The organism is Desulfuromonas soudanensis (assembly GCF_001278055.1).
In the GTDB taxonomy this organism is placed as follows: Bacteria; Desulfobacterota; Desulfuromonadia; order Desulfuromonadales; family WTL; genus Deferrimonas; species Deferrimonas soudanensis.
On record NZ_CP010802.1, the window covers coordinates 3,217,649 to 3,235,848 of the forward strand.

At 60.3% G+C, this 18,200-nt stretch carries 18 protein-coding genes; 2 read left to right on the forward strand and 16 right to left on the reverse strand.

The annotated features are described in order from the left end of the window. Nucleotides 1–67 precede the first annotated feature (67 nt). The 7 genes from DSOUD_RS14420 to DSOUD_RS14450 form a co-directional block, all read right to left on the reverse strand. Nucleotides 68–631: an RNA methyltransferase gene (locus tag DSOUD_RS14420; RefSeq protein ID WP_053551667.1), complete on the reverse strand. Its 564-nt coding sequence runs from the start codon at nt 629–631 to the stop codon at nt 68–70. Next, nucleotides 628–1,365 (reverse strand): tRNA (guanosine(37)-N1)-methyltransferase TrmD, encoded by a 738-nt coding sequence (gene trmD / locus DSOUD_RS14425; protein WP_053551668.1) that lies wholly within the window; start codon nt 1,363–1,365, stop codon nt 628–630. The genes DSOUD_RS14420 and trmD overlap by 4 nt, the downstream gene beginning before the upstream one ends. Next, nucleotides 1,355–1,891, reverse strand: coding sequence for a ribosome maturation factor RimM (gene rimM / locus DSOUD_RS14430; protein ID WP_053551669.1), 537 nt, complete (start codon nt 1,889–1,891; stop codon nt 1,355–1,357). The genes trmD and rimM overlap by 11 nt, the downstream gene beginning before the upstream one ends. Beyond that, nucleotides 1,891–2,124, reverse strand: coding sequence for a KH domain-containing protein (locus tag DSOUD_RS14435; RefSeq protein WP_053551670.1), 234 nt, complete (start codon nt 2,122–2,124; stop codon nt 1,891–1,893). Before DSOUD_RS14435 ends, rimM begins: the two co-directional genes overlap by 1 nt. 49 nt (nt 2,125–2,173) lie before the next feature. After that, nucleotides 2,174–2,443, reverse strand: a complete 270-nt coding sequence (rpsP, locus tag DSOUD_RS14440) for a 30S ribosomal protein S16 (RefSeq protein WP_053551671.1) — start codon at nt 2,441–2,443, stop codon at nt 2,174–2,176. A gap of 63 nt (nt 2,444–2,506) precedes the next feature. Then, nucleotides 2,507–3,859, reverse strand: a complete 1,353-nt coding sequence (ffh, locus tag DSOUD_RS14445) for a signal recognition particle protein (protein ID WP_053551672.1) — start codon at nt 3,857–3,859, stop codon at nt 2,507–2,509. Between the two features lie 110 nt (nt 3,860–3,969). After that, nucleotides 3,970–4,221, reverse strand: a complete 252-nt coding sequence (locus DSOUD_RS14450; RefSeq protein ID WP_053551673.1) for a putative Se/S carrier protein — start codon at nt 4,219–4,221, stop codon at nt 3,970–3,972. Nucleotides 4,222–4,671: 450 nt separating this feature from the next. Here DSOUD_RS14450 and DSOUD_RS14455 point away from each other — a divergent pair, with 450 nt between their 5' ends. Together DSOUD_RS14455 and DSOUD_RS14460 are read left to right on the forward strand one after the other, a co-directional pair. Further along, on the forward strand, nt 4,672–4,929 hold the full coding sequence (locus DSOUD_RS14455) for a hypothetical protein (protein ID WP_279330569.1): 258 nt from the start codon (nt 4,672–4,674) through the stop codon (nt 4,927–4,929). Further along, on the forward strand, nt 4,926–5,441 hold the full coding sequence (locus DSOUD_RS14460; RefSeq protein WP_053551674.1) for a DciA family protein: 516 nt from the start codon (nt 4,926–4,928) through the stop codon (nt 5,439–5,441). Before DSOUD_RS14455 ends, DSOUD_RS14460 begins: the two co-directional genes overlap by 4 nt. A gap of 6 nt (nt 5,442–5,447) precedes the next feature. Here the strand turns inward: DSOUD_RS14460 and DSOUD_RS14465 are convergent, their stop codons facing one another. The 9 genes from DSOUD_RS14465 to resB all read right to left on the reverse strand — a co-directional run bounded on the left by DSOUD_RS14465 (nt 5,448) and on the right by resB (nt 18,039). Further along, nucleotides 5,448–6,182: a tRNA1(Val) (adenine(37)-N6)-methyltransferase gene (locus tag DSOUD_RS14465; RefSeq protein ID WP_053551675.1), complete on the reverse strand. Its 735-nt coding sequence runs from the start codon at nt 6,180–6,182 to the stop codon at nt 5,448–5,450. 181 nt (nt 6,183–6,363) lie between these two features. After that, nucleotides 6,364–8,625 (reverse strand): hypothetical protein, encoded by a 2,262-nt coding sequence (locus DSOUD_RS14470; RefSeq protein ID WP_053551676.1) that lies wholly within the window; start codon nt 8,623–8,625, stop codon nt 6,364–6,366. A gap of 244 nt (nt 8,626–8,869) precedes the next feature. Continuing rightward, on the reverse strand, nt 8,870–9,472 hold the full coding sequence (locus tag DSOUD_RS14475; protein ID WP_157671888.1) for a cytochrome c3 family protein: 603 nt from the start codon (nt 9,470–9,472) through the stop codon (nt 8,870–8,872). Between the two features lie 311 nt (nt 9,473–9,783). Next, entirely contained in the window at nt 9,784–10,881 is a 1,098-nt protein-coding gene (locus tag DSOUD_RS14480) for a 6-bladed beta-propeller (RefSeq protein WP_053551678.1), read from the reverse strand. A gap of 62 nt (nt 10,882–10,943) precedes the next feature. Next, entirely contained in the window at nt 10,944–11,933 is a 990-nt protein-coding gene (locus DSOUD_RS14485) for a cytochrome c3 family protein (RefSeq protein ID WP_053551679.1), read from the reverse strand. Nucleotides 11,934–12,195: 262 nt separating this feature from the next. Beyond that, nucleotides 12,196–13,299: a 6-bladed beta-propeller gene (locus DSOUD_RS14490; protein ID WP_232426549.1), complete on the reverse strand. Its 1,104-nt coding sequence runs from the start codon at nt 13,297–13,299 to the stop codon at nt 12,196–12,198. A 304-nt stretch (nt 13,300–13,603) separates the two neighbouring features. After that, on the reverse strand, nt 13,604–15,568 hold the full coding sequence (locus DSOUD_RS14495) for a cytochrome c3 family protein (RefSeq protein ID WP_053551681.1): 1,965 nt from the start codon (nt 15,566–15,568) through the stop codon (nt 13,604–13,606). Between the two features lie 216 nt (nt 15,569–15,784). Then, nucleotides 15,785–16,642, reverse strand: a complete 858-nt coding sequence (gene ccsB / locus DSOUD_RS14500; RefSeq protein ID WP_053551682.1) for a c-type cytochrome biogenesis protein CcsB — start codon at nt 16,640–16,642, stop codon at nt 15,785–15,787. Between the two features lie 32 nt (nt 16,643–16,674). Next, entirely contained in the window at nt 16,675–18,039 is a 1,365-nt protein-coding gene (gene resB, locus DSOUD_RS14505; RefSeq protein WP_279330766.1) for a cytochrome c biogenesis protein ResB, read from the reverse strand. Between the last annotated feature and the right edge of the window lie 161 nt (nt 18,040–18,200).

Sequence of the window (18,200 nt, forward strand, 5' to 3'; positions counted from 1 at the left end):
AGCACCGCGCTCCGCGGAGCCGCAAATCCCCTCCGGCCGAACCCGGCCGGGATAATCCGAATGTTGTTTACTCCCGGTTGCCGAGGAGACGATCGAGGATGATCGCCGCGGCGGCCCGTACCGGCAGATGATTGTAGTCGCTCCCTCCGGCGATCGGCTCCAGAACCGGCCACCCCCGGGAAAAGAGTTGCGGGGCCAGCCCCGACCCGGTGCCGAGCACCAGGAGGAGAGGGCGTCCAGACAACAGGTCCCGGCAGGCGGAAAAGGAGATGCCGTCGCGGCGGCTGGCGCCCGTGAGCACCGGCTGCACCTCTTCCTTGAGTTCGGCGCCCCAGTCCTCGATGGCGTCCTCGACCGTGGCGACGCTCCGCACCAGGCTCAGAGCCTCGCTGCGGTCGGCGTTGGCCGAGGCACCGAAACCGCTGCGCCAGTGCTGGAGAATGCGATCGACCAGCAGGAGCTGCTCCGCCACCGGCGTCACCACATAGTAGCGGGCGACTCCGTAGGTGCGGGCGGTACGGGCGATATCGTGAATGTCGAGATTGGTCACCGCCGTGGTGACGAGATCCCCGCGGCGATCGACGATTGGGTGATGCACCAGAGCTACAGCCAGAGGCCGTCTGCCGATCATGCGTCAGGCGCCGCTTTTCGCAGCTCTTCGAGCATCTTCCGGTCGGCGGCGCTCAGCGGCGCGGACTCGAGGAGTTCGGGGCGACGCTCGAGGGTCCGCTTCAACTGCTGCCGGCGGCGCCAGCGGGCGATCTCGCCGTGGTTCCCCGAGAGGAGAACATCGGGGACGTGCATGCCGGCAAACTCCACCGGCCGCGTGTACTGGGGATATTCGAGGAGGCCGTCGGAGAAGGAATCGCCGAGGGCGCTTCCGGCGCAGCCGAGGACGCCGTCGAGGAGCCTCGCCACCGCATCGATCATCACCATGGCGGCCAGTTCCCCCCCGGTGAGGATGAAATCCCCCAGGGAGTATTCGTCGTCGACCAGGGTGCGGATCCTCTCGTCAAACCCCTCGTAGCGCCCGCAGACGAAGACGAGGCCGGCCTCGCGGCTCAGGGCGCTCGCATCCTTCTGGGTAAAGCGTTTTCCCTGCGGCGTCATGAGCAGAACCCGGGTCCCGGGAGTGCGCTGCCGCAGATCGGCCAGAGCCCGCGCCACCGGTTCGACCTTCATGACCATGCCGTCGCCGCCGCCGCAGGGGGTGTCGTCGGTCACCTGGTGGCGTCCTTCGGCCCAGTCCCGCAGGTTGTGCCCCCTGATCTCGATCACCCCCCGTTCGACGGCCTTGCCGAGAATACTGTCGGCAAAGGGGGACTCGATCATGGCGGGAAAAAGGGTCAGGACATCAAACTTCATCGGCGTCCGGAACGAGCCCTTCGGGGAGGTCGACCGTCATCCGGCGCTCCTCCTGATCGACTCCCAGCACAAATTCATCGACGGCGGGTATCAGGATCTCGCCGAAGCGGCCGCGCACCACGTAAATATCGTGGGCGGCGGTGGAGAACATATCTTCGAGGATGCCGATCTCCCCCAGGCTTTGATCCACGACGGTCAAACCCTCGATCTCGAACCAGTAGAACTCGTCATCGGCCAGATCCGGCAGATCGCCGTAGCGCATCAGCACCTCGCACCCGACGAGGGGCTGCACGGCTTCGATGCTCTCCAGTCCCTGCAGGCGCAGAAGGATGTTCCCCTTGTGGGGAGCAACCCGGGCCGGCTTATGGCTCACCGGAACCTCTGTCCCGCGGCGGAGAAAAATCTCCGGGGCCTCGAGAAGGGAATCCGAGTCGCCGGAGGACGGACGAACCTTAAGATCGCCTTTCAACCCGTGCGTCCCGGCCACCACTCCGAAAACCAGCAGCTGATCCTGTTCGGGTTTCATCACTCCAGGATCTGGAGAGTGGCGCGCTTGTTTTCCCGGGTGGCCTTGCCATTGAGAAGCGTGCGCATGGCCTTGGCGGTGCGCCCCTGCTTGCCGATGATCCGCCCCATATCTTCCTGGGCGGCGGCGAGCTTGATCAGGATGCTCCCCTCCTCGCCCTCCTCTTCGGAGATCACGACGGCTTCCGGGTTTTCCACCAGCGACTTGGCGATGAATTCAATGAGTTCTTTCATGGAGTCCATCCTTAGGGAACAGGGGTACCCGCCTGCTTGCCGGAGTGGATCAGGCGACTTTGGGCTGCTTGAACTTGGCCCACAGCCCCTGCTGACGCAGCAGCTGAAGGACGGTGGCGGTCGGCTGTGCACCCTTCTGCAGCCACTCGAGAGCGCGATCCTCTTTCAGGGTCACCATGGGGGGATCCTGGCGGGGATCGTACTGGCCGAGATTCTCGATGAAACGGCCGTCGCGCGGGGAGCGCTCATCGGCAACCACCACCTGGTAAAACGGTTTTTTCTTGGCGCCGCCGCGGGCGAGTCGGATTTTAACGGACATATGCACTTCCTCCTGAGTCTTTTTTCGACCCGTTTCTTTTCGTTATAGGTTTTTTAGCGTTGATTAAAAAGGGAAACCGCCGCCGCGGCCCATCAGGCTCTTGAGCCCCTTGGGGCCGAGTTTCTGCATCTTCTTCATCATCTTCTGCGCCTCGGTAAAGCGCTTGAGCAACTGGTTCACGTCCTGCACCGTGGTGCCGCTGCCGGCGGCGATGCGCAGCCGCCGCGACCCGTTGAGAATCCGGTGATCGCGGCGCTCCCGGCGGGTCATGGAGTTGATGATCGCCTCGATTTTTTTGAGCTCCTTGTCGGGGAGCTGCATGTCGCCGGCCTTCTTCAAAGCCTTGCCGGCGCCGGGAATCAGCTTGAGGATCGATTCCATCGAGCCCATCTTCTTGACCGCCTGAAGCTGGTCGCGAAAGGTCTCGAGATTGAACCCCTCCTTGCGGAGACGCTGCTCCATGTCGGCGGCCTGATCCCGGTCGATGGCCGACTCGGCCTTTTCGATCAGGGAAAGGACATCACCCATCCCGAGAATGCGCTGGGCCATCCGGTCGGGATGAAAGGTTTCGAGGGCGTCGAGCTTCTCCCCCATGCCGACAAGCTTCACCGGCTTGCCGGTCACCGCGCGGATGGAGAGGGCCGCTCCACCACGAGCGTCGCCGTCGAGCTTGGTCAGCACGACGCCGGTAATATTGAGGAGCTCGTCAAAGGCCTTGGCGACGGTGACCGCATCCTGGCCGGTCATGGCGTCGGCGACGAAGAGGATCTCGCGGGGGTCGAGGGACGCCTTGATGCGCGAGAGCTCGCCCATCAGCTCCTGATCGATGTGCAGGCGCCCGGCGGTATCGAGGATCAGCGTATCGTAACCGTTGAGGTCGGCAAAATGCCGGGCCGCCTCGCAGATCGCCACCGGATCCTGTCCGGGCTGGGTATCGTAGACGGGGATGCCGATCTGCCGGCCCACCGTTTTGAGCTGCTCGATGGCCGCCGGACGATAGACGTCGGCGGGGACGAGGAGCGGATTGCGTTTTTCCTTGCGCAGCTTGAGAGCGAGCTTGCCGCAGGTCGTCGTCTTGCCGGCCCCCTGCAGGCCGCAAAGCATGATCGATACCGGAGGGCGGGCCGCCAGGTCGAGGCTGTTGTCCTCCCCCTCGCCCATGAGGAGTCCGAGCTCGTCCCGGACCACCTTGATCACCTGCTGGGCCGGAGTCAGACTCTTGAGGACATCCTGACCGACGGCGCGGGCGGTCACCGAAGCGACAAAATCCTTGACGACCTTGTAGTTGACGTCGGCTTCGAGGAGGACCAGGCGGACTTCCCGCAGCGCGTCCCTGATATTCTCTTCGCTAAGGCGGCCATGGCCGCGAAGCTTCTTGAAGACTGAATCGAATTTTTCTGTCAGGCTGTCAAACATGGGAGTCCAGACGCACCGATTCTATGAGCGTGGCAAAATAGGGACTATAGTGAAGCCTCCCCCCCTTGTCAAGGAAAAACCGTGACAATCCGCGGCTCCGCACCCCCCTCTCAGAGCCTCTCGAACTCCCGCCCGACCCGGCGATAGATCTCCGGCGGCAGAAGCCCTTCGCGCTCCAGGATTGCCTCGATGTCCTCCCGGTCCGCCGGCGCATAACGGATCGCCAGTCCGCAGTCGGAGGTCAGCTGGCGCGGCACCGGAATGAGCAGAAAAGTGAGGCCGGCCGTCTTCAATATCTTCTCCGCCTTCATCACCCGGTGGATCGAATGAAAGATAGCGACCAAATCATTTTCACGGACCATATTTCCCCCTGCTCCGGCCGAACACACCAAGATCCCCGAGACATACCGGGTTGTAATGACCCAGCCTTGATTGCCCGGCCTGACTGGGCGACAAATGGGTACAATAAAGCAAAGTTTTCAACGCAGAGACGCTGAGAGGGAGAGAAAAGAGAAAGTCAAAGGAGATTTTCAGGGGCGGTGTTCTCTCCGCCTCTCCTCTCTTGGCGTCTCTCCGTTAAAAAATCCCTTTTCGGTTGGGTCGTTGCGGCGTCGCGTGAGACAGAATCTGATTATAACGCCCGTCCCACCCCCGACCGTCGGAAACCCGGACGCAAGGGACGGCCATAATGCCACGTTCGCCGGAGGGAGGCAAGCCCGGCGTTGACAGGGCTCTCCCCGGCGCAGTAGACTGTGCGGCGTACCGGGGTCGCCCCCTAGCCCCGTCAAGCCTCCTGCCGCGAAAGGCCCCCAGTGAACATTCACCGCCTCATCAGCCTGGCGTCCATCCTCGGCTTCGCCTTTCTGGCCAACGTCCCCCTCGGCTACCTGCGAGAGGAGAGCAAAAAGTTCTCCCTGCGCTGGTTCGTCCTCATCCACATCTCCATCCCCTTCATCATCCTGCTCCGGATCAGCGGCGGCTTCGACTGGAAGATCATCCCCCTGACCCTCGGCTGCGCCATCGCCGGACAGCTCCTCGGCGGCTTCCTCAAGCGGCGGAGCGCGCGATGACGACCAAACGCAGCGAGCGCCCGCGCATGAAGAGCGCCGCCACCGCCAAATCGCTCATCCTCGACCTCTTGCGCAAGCGCGGCTTCGAGGAGAAGATCCGCGAATACCGCGCCTGGGAGCTCTGGGACGATACGGTCGGCCCGCAGATTTCCGCCCGCACCAAGCCGGTGCGGATCCGCGACGGCATCCTCGAGGTGCGCGTCGACCATCCGGTGTGGATGCAGCAGCTGCAGCTCCTCAAGCCGAAGATCCTCACCCGCCTCAACGAGCGTCTCGACGGGGCCGTCATCAAGGACCTCTTTCTGCGCTGCGGTGCCGTCGAAGCCAAAACGGAGGTTCCCAGGGAACCGCCCGGCCCGCCGAGCTGGCAATCCCTCGTCCTGAGCGAAAGCGAAGAGGAGGCGATCGGAAAGATGGTCTCCCCCCTCGACGACCCGGAGACCCGCGAGCGCCTCAAGAGGCTCCTCCGGCGCCAGAAACAGCTGGAAAAATCCCGCCTGCAGAAGGACTGACGCCCCTCACCCCTCCCCGTAGATCCGCAGCACCTCCTCCGAATAGCGATCCCCGTCATAGACAAAGAGCGGCGCCTCCACGGCCAGGCCGCCGCGCCCCCCCTTGCGCCCCTCCACCAGAACCATCTTCGCCCCCTCCCCGGTCCGGGAATGAACGGTGCGCAGCCGCTTCGGCTCCAGTCCCTCCCGACTCATGACCGCCAAGAGCTCATTGAGGCGCTCGGCGAGAAAGATCACGAAAAACCTCCCCCCCGGCTTGAGAAGAATCGCCGCCGCCCGCACGAAGTCGCCGATCCCTCCGGCGAGTTCATGACGGGCCGCCCCCCGCTCAGATCCCGGCGCCACCTTGCCGGTCCCCGGTTTGCGGTACGGCGGGTTGCAGAGCACCCCGTCGAAGGTGCCGGGGGCAAGCGACGCCGGCAGGGCCCGAAGGTCCCCCTCGATAATGGCTATGCGATCCTGCAGTCCGTTGAGCGCGACGCTACGCCGCGCCCGGTCGGCGAGCTGCGGCTGCAGCTCGACACCGACAATCGCCCCCCCGTGCCCCCGTCCGGCGAGAATCAGCGGCATGACCCCGGAGCCGGTGCCGAGATCGGCCAGGCGCTCGGTTCCGTCAAGAGCGGCAAAGGCACAGAGGAGGACGGGATCGAGGGAGAAGCGGTAGCCGCTGCGCGCCTGGATGATTTTGAGCCCGGCGGGGCGCAGGAGATGAATCTCTTCATCGGGGAGGAGGGTCGGCATGGTGGGGTAAGTCCTGACCTTAGGTTGAACGCTTCAACGCAGAGGCGCCGAGGGGCGGAGAGGCGCGGAGAAAATCGCCAATCTATACTGCACCCTTGGCAAAGGGCCTGGAATAGCAAACGGGAGTGGTTTGCCACCACCCCCGCAGGAGAATCTCTTCGGCACTCTGTCCAAAAGGCGTCTAGAAGATTTTTTTCACTTTGACTTCCCAACGCTGCTCGACGCGGTCGGGGGTACTTACCCCTGCGGTGCGGGTGCCGTAGGCATAGTCCAGGCCCACCTGCAGCTTTTCAAAATTGGCGCCCGTGCTTGCATACCAGGTCAGGGCACCAGTATCCTCAGGGTTTCTCAAGTCATATCGGACCCGGCCGCCCACATAGTAGATTCTCGTCGGATAATACTCTCCCGCCAAAGTAATGATCGTAGCACTACTGTGGACCCCCGAGATCGGCACAAATCTTTCATATTCAAGCTTCTGCTGCAACTGTGCGAGCTTGCGGACAATCCCATTGACAGTAAAAAAGCTGTACTTATAGTCCTGGGTGAGAAGCATATGAGTCAATGGCCCAAAGGAACTGTGACGCCAATCATAATTGAGAGACAGACCCGCATCAACGGCTCTGCTCGGGGTGTAATTTAAGCGAGTCCGATGCTCATAGGACATGTCGACCACCGCACCGTTGTCGGATGCCACCAAAACCCCGCCCGAACCTATATTCCCGCCGGCAAATTCTCCCCCCCAAACTATCCGGTTGCTCACATCTGCAAGGAATGTACGTCTGTCGTACCTGAGCCGATGTTCGGCTATGACCTGGGTGTCCGCAGTATTAGAATTAGAGAGAAAATCGTAGGTGACTTCCAGCCTGTTTCGCCACGATCTGACCGAATGCTCGATAAACGCCCGGCTCGTTGAGCGGAAGACGTCGCCATCAATCTTCTCGACAGAGGTTTGCGACAAGGTCAAGCCAAGGTCGCTTTCCGGAGTGACATATTCAGAGACTTCTCTGTCCAGGGTTCCGGTGCCATAAATAAACTTCTGCTCGAACCCCGCCCTGACCGACAGGGAAAGCTCTGACTCGATACGCGCCCTGACAACCTGCTCCCAGAATTCGGTATCAAATCCGGTCGGTCCTGTACCGCCAAACTGAGCCACCGAATAGGAGCCGAAGAGATGATGTTTGGGTCGGCGATCACGATTCGAATAAAGCTCGAACCCGGCTCGCACGGCATGCCCCTCGCCAAAGTCCCCCCGTTTGAGTTCGGCCTCCAGCTGCGGGCTCAATATAAATTGGGCCCTTTTGAACATCTCGACCCGAGAAGAGGCAAACAGATTCGCTTCGTCCGTCTCGGCTCCTGAATTAAATTGGTTTCGTTCCTCCTGATGCCCGATAAAACGGAGACGCCACGCCGTATCGCGGTCAATTTGTCCCTGAACAAACAGGGGGACCTCTAATTCCTTCCGTAACAGACCAATATCCATTTCACGGCTAAAAGTGTTAAAATTTGTTGCATTCCAATGGCCTCGTGCCGCCGTCGTGAAGAGATTCATGTCGTAGCGCTTTGTCGTCTCCCCGATGGCATCGAAATCTCGGGAGGTGGTATAACTGCCGTCGGCAGACAATTTTATCCAGTTGGTCAAATTGACCCATTGCCGGCGATAGGTATGATCGACGGTCCCCAGCATGTAGATAGATTCATCGAAGTCTTGTAACGGGTTAATGGCATCCCGATGGGTAAACAGGCGATAGTGAAACCAGTTATCTTTTTTGTTGAGTGAGACAAAGGCGAGGTTGCGATCTCGGTATTCCTGAGGGGTGCTGCTTTTCAGATCCCGAACAAATATTTCCTCATAATCAATCAACAATCGGGGAAAGTTGGACAGGACATCCCGATACCTACCCTGATAATGCCCGTTGCGTATACCGACAACAAGGGTTGCACCTGAACGGATATGTTGCCCGTTGGAGAGGTTATTAATCGGGCCCTCAAGGTTGAAACTGTCGGTCGGAGAACTATTGAAAATACTGTCGACGTTGCTGGAAATGAACGTCGAACGATGCATGTCTTCGGAATAGAGATGCAGGCGAAAAGGCAACCCGCCCGGTTCGATACGGACATCGCCCCGGAACAACACCTTGCCGGTGTCGATATCGGTCTCGACATCATTCAACTTGCTGGCCAAGGAGTTCCACTCGTAGCCGAGCGCGAAATCATATCGCCCCCCCTGTCCATGAGCCAGCAGCCCTTTCTGTTTGACCAGCAACGAGTACTGCTGGGCAAAATAATTGGCGTCAAGAGTTCTTACGCCGCCATCTTCGGCCCAATGCTCGCCGTAATCGAGCTCCCCCACGAGGGACAGCGACGAGTCCTTCGCCCATGCGCCAGCAGGCAGAATTCCCATCGGGAAAATCAACAAGAATGTCAGAATCAGTTTTTGAAGCATGGACACCCTGGAAGCCTTTACGGACGACGACAAAAGAAACAAGCACCGGAAAAAAGAGGGCTGCAAGGATCATTCCCAAGGCTCAGGCACCGCGAGACCTACTAACAAAGCATCCACGCCCCCCATTGGACGTAGAACCTCGCGATATAACCCTTTTCCACAACGCCGAATCACCGGTATTCGGCCCTCCCTCGCAAAAAAAAAGGCGGGACCCGGAGGCCCCGCCTTTTTTCGCTGAAACAAATTACTTCGAATGGCAGGTGGTGCAAAGAGCCGAAGCGGCATTGGTAACCTGCAGGAAGGTGGAAACGCCGACCTTACCATGCACGTCGTGGCAGGAAGAGCACCACACGACGTCGGTCTTGGCCCCGGCGACAGACAGGGTCTGACTGAAGAGGGGGAGGCCGCCGGCAGCTGCAACCAATTCGGTGTCTCCGCCAGTAATAGCATCGCCGTAGGACATGCCGATCGGATGGTCGTTGGACATGTCGGCGCCGAGGTTGGCACCTGCACTGAGAGTGGCGGTCACGGCCAGCGCAGTAGCACCAAGGCTGTTGGGCGGATTGGTCAGGGTGTTGCCGATCGAGCCGTCATGACAGGAGAGGCAGAGAACCGCGTCGGTCAAAGCCACATCGGCCGCCAGGGGGACCGCATTCATGGTACCGGTCGGATTGCCGTAGGTCCCGGTGGGAGTGGTGTCGTTGGTGCGGTTCCACAGGGGTGCGGTGCCGGAAGCGGAGGCACCGTGCGGGGTGTGGCAGAACACGCAGGTTTCATCGGTGTTCGAACCGGAGCCATTGACGTTTCCGCTGGACAGGTCATGCTTGGTGTCCTTGATAACCGCCATGGCAGGGGCGGCGGCCAGCACGAGTGCGGCTGCCAGTACGAGAACCTTCTTCATTTTGCTACCTCCTTGTTTTAGGTGACCCTTTGCCACCTGTTGTTGATAGTGCCTCTGTCGACTTTTGCCCCGATGGACTCAACCGACCGATATATCAAAAGCAACAGATATGCCAAATCAAACTCGCAAGATTTTTTACACTAAATCCGATGTGTTGGGGCGGCATCTTCTCCTCGGAGATTCTCTTCAAACTGGTGAATTGGCCAAATCACTCCGCCCTCCCTGTGAAATAACATGACCAACTCCGCAAAGCCATGCTATGGCCGCGGTCGTTGTTTCTCCATGTAATCGAGCAGCCTGGTTTTATCCTCTTTGGTAAATGGCTTTTGGGAGAGGTACTTCTCGCCCATATATTGCCAGACCGAGAAGCGCTTCCCCATTGACTCAGCGACATAAATACGATCATTCCCATCGACATAGACCGACTTGGGGGCGGAAAAACCGAAGATGCTCGCGGAGGGTCTCCCCTCTCCCACGGTCAGCAGCAGGGTACCGTCTGGCTTGAATACGAAAAGGTTGGAGCGACGACCGTCAACGGCATAGAGGTTACCCTCACTATCAAAGGAGACATCCTTTGGATTTTCAAACTGGGCAATCTGGTCACCCCGCTCCCCAAAACGATACAAAAAATGCCCGTCGGCATCAAACACCTGAATCCGGGCATTCAACGTATCGGCGACAAACAGTTGTCCGCGACCATCAAAAGCAAGCCCCTGGGGCACAAAAAACTCACCGTCACCACTCCCTCGCTTCCCGAAGGAAAAGAGGTAGTTCCCCCGCATATCGAAGACGACGATTTTGTTGTCGATACTGTCCGAAACGTAAATCCGGCCAAGTTCCTCCCGTACTGCAATATAACTTGGATTGTTAATTATCGCCTTATCCCCCCCGAAAGAAAAAAGCGGGCGGCGGTCAGGGGCAAAAACCAGAATCTTGCCCAAACCCATATCGGCGACATAGAGATTCCCCTGGCTGTCGACATCGAGTCCGGCCGGGGTCACCAACACGGCAACCTTGGTCAGCAGTTCAGCGGTCTTTCGATTGAAATCAAATATTCTTATATTTTTCTCGTGAATATCCGAAACGTAGACAAGTCCGGCACCATTGCTGGCAATGCCAAAAGGTGTCTTGAATGCGACCTCGTTATTATCCCCCAAAAGCTTGACCATAGCTTTTTGTGTACCGGTCTTCGCGAAATCCCCCTCAGTATAATAGACGCCGATCCATTCGAGTCGCGGCTGATCCGGGGGGGCCGGCCAAACAAACCGTGGCAGCTCGGGAGTCGTGGCACACCCGGTCAAATACAAAAGACCAAATAAACCAACAACCAGGATTCTTCCTTTCAAATGAATCATATGCAAGCTCCTGTATAAGTATTTTGTGCTAGTTGATATTTTTTCCACCAATAGCTGATCGTCTATTTTTTGTGACAGATCTGACACAGCGCAAAACGCGAAGTAATCCCCCGCTGGAGAAGTGCCGGGCCGTTCCCCCCATGAGGGTCATGACAACTACTGCAACTAAATTCCCGGCCAGCACGACCAGGGTCAACTGGCCCACTCAAGGGATGTGAATCCCCACTTACCCCCCTGGTGACATGCCCATTTTTTCCGACATTTTCGTGACACAAAAGACAGACGTCGTTGATCGGCGCCACCATCTGCGCCGGGTTGTTGGATGCGTGGGAATCGTGGCAGATCAGGCAAAGGCCGGCGGCCACCGGTCCGTGGACGAACTTGTTGGCCTTGAAGGCCGCGACCTTGTCACTGTGGCAGCCGTTGCAAAGGGCGGCCTCGTCGGCGGGAACGGCATATTTGGCCGGTTTGCTGTCGAGGTTGTGGCAGTACCCGCAGCGGTAGACGCCGGCCGGGCCGTGAACATGGCTCTTGTCGAGCATCCGCCGGTGGCAGGCGGCGCAGGGGTTGGTCTCGGCGGTTTCGGCGTTGATCTCGATCTTGTCGGGATTCATGTTGTGGCAGGGGGCGCAGAGAGCCTCGCGGGCCGGGATGTGCATAACGAAGGGCTTGAAATCCTTAGGGACGGCGGTCGTCGGATCGGCCTGGTAGAAGATCTCGGCCACGGCGCCGGCGACCTTCTTGCCGGCGACGAATCCTTCGACCTTGACGAGATTTTTGCCCGGCGAGAAGGTCGGCTCGAGAATGAGAAAATCCTTAAAGGCTGCGCGGTACTCGGGAGACGAGACGTCGATAAGGTCGCTTTTTGCCCCGCCGAGCTCGATGGTCATCCCTTCGAGGGGGGGCGTGTTTCCCCCCTTGATGATGAGAAAGTCGGTGCGCGTCACCGAGGTCTTGTCCGCCGGGTAGACGATCTCCAGAGACAGGGCGCGGCCGGCCTGCAGCAGGAGCCCCAAGGAAAGGAACATGGTCAACAGAACGGTCTTTTTCATCAACAACCCCCAGAAGAATCGACTCAGGATAGAGCGAGCGTTTGCGTTTTTAGGCACCCATGCTTGACTGCAACAGCCCTGTTCAGTCAATTAAAAAAGGCTTATTTTACCACTGAGGCGCAGAGACACAGAGGTAAAATCCATATTTATTTTTTTCAATAAAAACCTTGATCTCATTGATTTTTCTTGGCTTAACCAGAGAATATTTTGGCCCTTCTCCGTGTCTCTGTGCCTCTGTGGTGAATTCCCCACCTATCCACAACTACTTACCTGCGGGAGCCTCAGGCATGAACCCGGGCGGAAAGTAGGTCTCACCGGGGAGGATCGGGTGCTCGGAGAGGTACTTTTCGTTGAGATACTGAAACTGGTGAATCATGCGATTGTAGGCGTCGGCGATCCAGATGGTATCGTTTTCATCGACGTCGATGCCGCCGGGCTGGTTGAGGCCGCCGGGGGCGACGTCTCCCTGGGTGGCGTCGAAACGTCCGCCGACGGAGAGGAGATAATTCCCCTCGCGGTCGAAGATGACGAAGTGGTTGGCCATCGAGTCGGTGACGTAGACCTGCCCGGAAGGGCTGACGGCGATCCCCTTGGGAATCTGGAAGGAGCCGCTGGCCGTCCCCCGCTCGCCGAAAGAGCGCAGAAAACGCCCCTCGGGGTCGAGAACCTGGACCCGGGCGTTGAGGGCGTCGAGGACAAAGATATTGCCGTCGCCGTCCACCTCGACATCGAGGGGGAAGTTGTACTCCCCGTCGCCGGTCCCGCGCTGGCCGAGGTAGCGCAGAAAGGTCCCCTCACCGTCGAAAACGGCAAGCCGGTGCTCCCCGGTATCGGTGACGTAGAGGCGGTCGTGTTTCGAGTCGACGGCGATGCCGGTGGGGCGGGTGAGGTGCCCCCGGCCGATTTCGCGGATGACGACCTCGTCGGCACCGAAGAGGTAGATCACGTCATCGGCGGAATCGACCGCATAGAGACGGCCGCCGTCGCCGACGGAGAGCCCCGACGGAAATTTGAAAAACTTGGTGTTCCCTTCCTGATCCTTGAGCTCGCGGATCCGGTGCTTTTCCAGGTCGAGAACGACGACCTTGTTGCCGGCGACGTCGGAGACGAAGACCCGTCTGCCGCCGTCGCTGGCGACTTCCTGGGGGCGCTCGAAGAGAAAATCCGGGAGTTCACGGCCGAGGACAGCCTCGGAGAAGGCGTTGGCTCCGGCCTGGCGGATGTCGCGGTCGGACTGGAAAAACCCGACATATTCGATGTGCGGCTCGGCGGTGCCGATGGGCCAGAAATAGCGCTGTTTCTGCACGGCGGCGGGCGCGCAGGCCGACAGGGTCAGGGCGAAAAGAGAGAGGATCAGCAGTCGCACCGGCAAACGGGCGGAACACCCCTCAATGGTTGCGGAGTCATTCGCGTGTTTTCTCAGTCGATCAGCGTCTTTAAGCAAAGATTCGGCCTCATTCATCGAAAGAAATTGAAATTGCCCCCAGGACTTTTTCAACGCTGAGATACGGAGAACGGAGAATCGGAGAGAAAACCCTTGGTGGCCAATCCCTAGAGTTCTGGCTGGCCGAATCCTAAAAAGGACCGATCTGTTTTGTTTTCACAAGACCAGCATGCCGCGCTGTTTCTCTCTGTTTCTCTGCGCCTCTGCGTTAAGGCCTTTCCCCGGGTTATTGATTTCCCACCGCGCGCACCCGGTCGTAGGTCTTGGGCTTGTGGCAGCCGACGACGCAGCCGCCGCCGGTTTTGGTCTGGGTGTAGGTGATGGGGATCTCCCATTTGCCGAAACCGGGGATGGCGCTCTGGATAAGGCGCGGCTGGTCGGCGCCGTGCACTCCGTGACAGGCCTTGCAGACCCGCCCCTTGTCGGCCTTGTTAACATGGACGAAATGGAGATTGCGGTCGCCGTTGCGGAACCCCGTCGCCTCCGAGGTGCGGGCGTACTCCATGGCACTCTGTTCGTGGCAGGTGTAGCAGAGGACGAAGTTCTCGCCCCGGTAGGGGGCGTAGAACTCTTCGGGGTAGGACGCCACGAGCAGGCGGCTGTTGCTGGAGCCGTGGGGATTGTGGCAGCTGGCGCACTCCCCGGCCTTGACCGGCTCGTGCTGGTACCGGGCCTTGGCTATGGTCGTCTGCATGGCGTCGTGGCAGTCGAAGCACATCGTTTCGGCAGGGCCGGAAAACATCCTGGGATAACCGGTGCCGTGGGCGTCGTGGCAGGCGGCGCAGCCGCCGTCCTCGAGGGCGCCGTGGGGGTGGCTGGCGCTGCGGGCCGTTTCGGCGACCTTATCGTGACAGGAGGCGCAGAGGGCGTCCCCCGAGGCGGAAAGCATGAGTTTCTGCGGACCGCTGTGGGGATCGTGGCAGTTGGTGCAGCCGTCGGCGACGATGGGGTGGACGTTGGCCAGACTGGCGAGCTGCGCCTTGTCGTCATGGCAGAGGTAGCAGAGGTCGTTGCCGGAAGCGGCGAGCTGGTTCGGCGCGTCGGAGGCATGGACGTCGTGGCAGGACCCGCAGTCGCCTTCGGCGACGGGACTGTGGACGACGGACCCTTGGGCCTTGTTGTCATGGCAGCCGTAACAGAGGGCGGCGCCGGTCGCCGGAAGCATCCCCTTGGCGGCGCCGCCGTGGGGACCGTGACAGGAGGTGCAGTCGCCGTCTTTGACCGGGGTATGGACGTTGCGCTTCCCCTCGGTCTGGCTGTCGTGGCACTGAGTGCAGAGTTCACCGCCGGGGCCGACGGTCATCCCGGGACCGTTGCCGGCATGGGGGTCGTGACAGGCGAGGCAGTCGCCGTCGGCCACGGGGGGATGAACCACCTTGAAACCCTTGGTTTTGCTGTCGTGACACTGGTAGCAGAGCTTGCTCCCCGAGGCCGGGAGCATCCCCTTGACCGCCCCGCCGTGGGGGTCGTGACAGCCGGTGCAGCCGTCTTCAAGAATCGGGTGGACGTGTTTCTTCCCCTCGGTCTTGCTGTCGTGGCACTCGGTGCAGAGCGCGGCACCGGCGGCGACGAGCATCCCCCTGGCCTTGCCGGCGTGGGGGTTGTGGCAGGCGGTGCAGTCGCCGTCGGCGGCCGGGGAATGGAGGACCTTTTTCCCGGCGCGGGGATCGTCGTGACAGGTCAGGCAAAAGGCAGCGCCGCGCTCCGGGAGCATTCCCGGGGCGTTGCCGGCATGGGGATCGTGGCAGGAGATGCAGCCGTCCTCAAGAGCCGGGTGGACATCCACCATCCCCCGGGTCTTCTCCCCATGGCAGCGGTAGCACAGGGGGGCCCCTTCGTTGTAGAGGAAATGTTCGTAGTTGCTCTGATGGGGGCTGTGACAGCCGACGCAGCCATCCTTGAGGGCGCTGTGCGGGTGGGATTTCCCCTCGGTTTTGCTGTCGTGGCACTGGGCGCAGAGCTCGCTCCCGGCGGCGGCATCCTTGAAGGCCCCCTTTTTCCCGGGGTGCTTCTTGCCGGTCTTTTCGTGGCAGACGCTGCATTCCCCGGCGGCGACCGGTCCGTGGACGAACTTCGCCTTCCCCATGACGGTATGGCAGGCGCTGGTCAGACACCCCTCTTCGGCGACGGCGCTCGAAGAGGCGGCGGCCGCCAGGGCGAATGCAAAAAGTATCGGAAAAATTCGTTTCATGGCTCCCCTACCCCCTGAATCCCAATAAAAAAATGTTGAGCCCAGTCCAAAGGGTCTGAGTTAAGCAATTTCGATGCCCAAGGGGCAAGGCAAGCGCCGAAACGGTGCAGGACCGCATGAAGACAGAAAATCAGGACGCACACCCTCGTGCGTCCTGATCTCTATTCTGACTCAATTGACGGCCCGCTCACCGGCATAGCGCGTAGCCGGGGGAGCCTAACCGCCGTAGGAATGGAGCCCCGAGAGGACCAGGTTCACTCCGAGGTAGCAGAAGATGGTGGCGGCAAAACCGATGATCGACAGCCAGGCCGCCCGGCGGCCGACCCAGCCCCGGGTGAAGCGGGCATGAAGGAAGGCGGCGTAGATGAACCAGACGATGAGGCTCCAGGTCTCCTTGGGGTCCCAGCTCCAGTAGGTTCCCCAGGCGTAGTTGGCCCAGGCGGCGCCGGTGACGATCCCCAGGGTCAACAGGGGAAAGCCGATCATGATCGCCTTGTAGTTGATGTCGTCGAGGATGCGGGTGCTGGGAAAGAGGCTGAGGATTCCGCCGACTGGAGAGCCCTCGGAGCTCTGCTCCTCTTTGCCGACCTTGATCAGGTACATGATCGAGACCCCGCAGGCGACGGCGAAAGCGGCATAGCCGAGGAAGCAGGTAATGACGTGGTAGGTCAGCCAGTTGCTCTGCAGCGCCGGGACGAGGGGCTCCATGGCCGAATTGAGCTGCAGCTGGGCCCAGATCATGGCGAAGAAGGCGAAGGGGATGACGAAGGCGCCGACGGCGCGCTGCTTGTACTTGAAGTCGAGAAGGATGTAGATGAGGAGGATGGTCCAGGCGAAAAAGACCACCGACTCGTAGAGATTGGAGAGGGGGGCGTGGCCGACGTTCCCCGGCAGCTGGTACGATTCGTACCAGCGCAGGCCGATGGCCGCGGTGTGGGCGAGGAAGCCGATGTAGGCGACGATGTTGGCGCCCAGGGAGACTCCCTTGCTGCGGGTCGCCAGATAGACGACGAACAACACCATCGAGCTGAAATAGGAGACGGTGACGATATTGAACAGTTGCGAGCTGGTCATCTGTTTGTTCCTCCGGTGAGACCCGGGCGGGTCTAGGAAGCGATTTCGGTTTTGAGTTTCTTCTTGAGCTCGTCGAAAAAGATTTCAAAGGCCGGCTGGTTGCGGTGGGCGGTCCCGCCGAGCTTGATTCCGGTCTTTTTCCCCACCGGCTGCAGCGTCACCCAGATGCGGCGGTGCGACATGAAAAAGGCCACCATGGAGCCGATCACCATCATGGCGCAACCGAGCCAGACCACCCAGACGCCGGGATCCTTGGCCACCTGCAGGCCGGTGTAGTAGCGCTGTTTGTAATCGACCATGGAGAAAATATAATCCCCGCCGCGCTGGGCATCGAACTCGGGGTGGGCCTGCAGGACCACGAAGGAGCGGCGTTCGCCGGAGGCCGGAAAGACCTCGATGCGGGCGGCGGGGCCGAAGGTCTGGAACGAAGGGGTGAAGTCGGCGACCCGGAAGGTGCCGCCGCCGGGGAGGTCGAGGCTCTGCCCCTGTTTCACCTTGAATTCGGCGGTTTCGCCGCTGGCGCGGTTGCTCACCTTGAAGGTGAAGACCGGTTGGCCCGTCGGGCCGTAGCTCGACTGGTAGAAAGTGATCCCCTTGTAGGTCAGGGGGGAGTTGACGATGACCGGGCGTTCGGTCAACGCCTCGCTCACCGGCTTCCCGCCTTCGAGGACCGTCAGCAGGCTCTTGAACTCCCGCGGTCGTTCGGTCCCGTCGTAGTAGGAGACGGAAAACTCGTCGCAGCGCACCGAAAAGCCGAGCTCGATGGGGGTCTCCCCACCCCGGGGCCAGACCTTGTCGGTGGCTTTCCCCTCTTCGATATTGACGTAGGCCTTGTAGCCGAAGAGCGAACCGATGATGGCGCCGGCGAAGATGATGAGGATCGAGAGGTGGGTAACGTAAACGCCGAAACGGGCATAGCGCCCCTTCTGGGCAAAGAGATGCACCGTCTCGCCGACGCGGGTGACCACGGGAGCGGCGAAGCTCTCCGACAAAAAGGTCCCCAGGCGCCCCTCAAGGTCGTCCATCGATCCGGACACCAGGTGCTCGTCGACGTTGGAGAGGGTGCGGAAGAGGGAATCGTCGGCAACCAGCACCGGCTCATGGACGGTCTTCCAGACCCGGGGGAAACGCTTCACCGAGCAGGAGATGAGGTTAAGGGAGAAAATCCCCAAAAGGGAGAGGAACCACCAGGAGTGGTACATGTCGAAGAACTTGAGGGCATCGAGAATCTGATAGGTCGACTCGCTGTAGACCTGAAGGTACTCCTCCGGGGATTTGTTCTGCTGGATCACGGTGCCGATGATCGAGGTGATCGCCAGCAAAATCAGGGTGGCGATGGTCAGCTTCAGGGAGCAGAAAAAATCCCAGGTGGCCGTCGCAAGGCTGCGTTTTTTCACGTTCAAAATCGCGTCTCCTCAGAAGGTGGACTTCCCGGCCGCAGAAGGGATGCGGCGGCCGGGCTGCGCGGGGCAGAGATCGCCGCACCGCAGGTCGATGGCGGTGGCAATCCTTGAAAAACTAATACGGGCACTCGAACCCTGTCAAGGGAAATCGCCCC